Source organism: Plesiomonas sp. (assembly GCF_051650925.1).
Classification (GTDB): domain Bacteria; phylum Pseudomonadota; class Gammaproteobacteria; order Enterobacterales; family CAMTGL01; genus Plesiomonas.
Genome location: NZ_JBOFRH010000514.1, coordinates 1 through 1,085 on the forward strand (window position 1 = coordinate 1; position 1,085 = coordinate 1,085).

Sequence of the window (1,085 nt, forward strand, 5' to 3'; positions counted from 1 at the left end):
GGCATTTGGTGAAGAGCAAGGCACGATCCGTAATTTGACTATTCGCTATCTGGAAGAGGTCAAGCAGGGCCAGTATCAAGGAAAACCGCAGCAACGCTGGTCATTGCAAGGTTTATCTGGTTATGAACGCGAGCGGGCAATTGTGCGCGATATGCTCAACCGCGGTGAAATTCAGGTGCCATCACTGGAAAACGGGCGTTATACCAATACAGCATCGATTAATGTGAAGCCTTATTTGTTTGCCAATGCAACAGCAAAAGCGGCCGCGCTGAAGCAACTGGACTCCCAGCTCAAATCCGCTAAAAATGAGGGAGATAAGCAAGCCGTTCAACAACAAATCTTGCTGATCAATGCGTTGAATTAAACTGAGCCGTTAGCCGCTAAGTATCTGGTGTGCGGCGGTTGACGGTACAATTGTGAATTACATTACTGTGTGGGCGTATTTTCCTGCGTAATGTGTGTAATGAATAACGCCATATCCTGAGTAATCGGTGATATGGCGTTTTATTTTAACCTCCAATGCTTGGCATCATGACCGGCTAGCTTTGGAATGACCGCTTTATCTCAAGCGCTCAGAGGGTGAACGTCTGTATGCCAACCCCCATCAAATGGACTGCTCGCAGCAATAAAATTGTGGTGTATACCGGTACGTTGAAAAATATGCAGCGTTATACCGGTACCGCGGAATTGTTCGAAAAAGGCATCCTCTTTGGCCGTGGCGAATGTCTTGACGGTACGCGTATTGGCCCGTGGCAGTTTTTTCACCCCTGCGGCGCGTTACGCTCTGAGGTAACCTTTGATTCACAAGGGCGTGAAGAGGGCGTGGAGCGCTATTTCTATCCTGATGGCCGCTTACAATCGATTGGTCAGTATCGCGCTGGCCAGCCTGTTGGCGACTGGATGGAGTATGGCCAACAAGGCGGATTGACTTCGTGCAGTGAATACGGTGACAGCGGAGAGCGTCTGTGTATGTACGACTATGTGGCAGAAGATAGCCCACACCTGCGCCGTTATATGCTCTTTGCTGCCAATAAAATGGTCTTGGAGTGTTGGTATCACCCAGATGGCTCGTTATGGCAGCAATC

The 1,085-nt window shown here is 49.2% G+C and carries 1 protein-coding gene and 1 pseudogene; both read left to right on the top strand.

The genetic code is table 11. The annotated features are described in order from the left end of the window. A pseudogene (locus tag ACRC27_RS12315) lies at nt 1-364 on the top strand (bifunctional metallophosphatase/5'-nucleotidase); the annotation flags it as partial. Between the two features lie 227 nt (nt 365-591). After that, nucleotides 592-1,085 (top strand): toxin-antitoxin system YwqK family antitoxin (locus ACRC27_RS12320; RefSeq protein WP_438639999.1); only part of this gene is annotated, 494 nt, incomplete at its 3' end.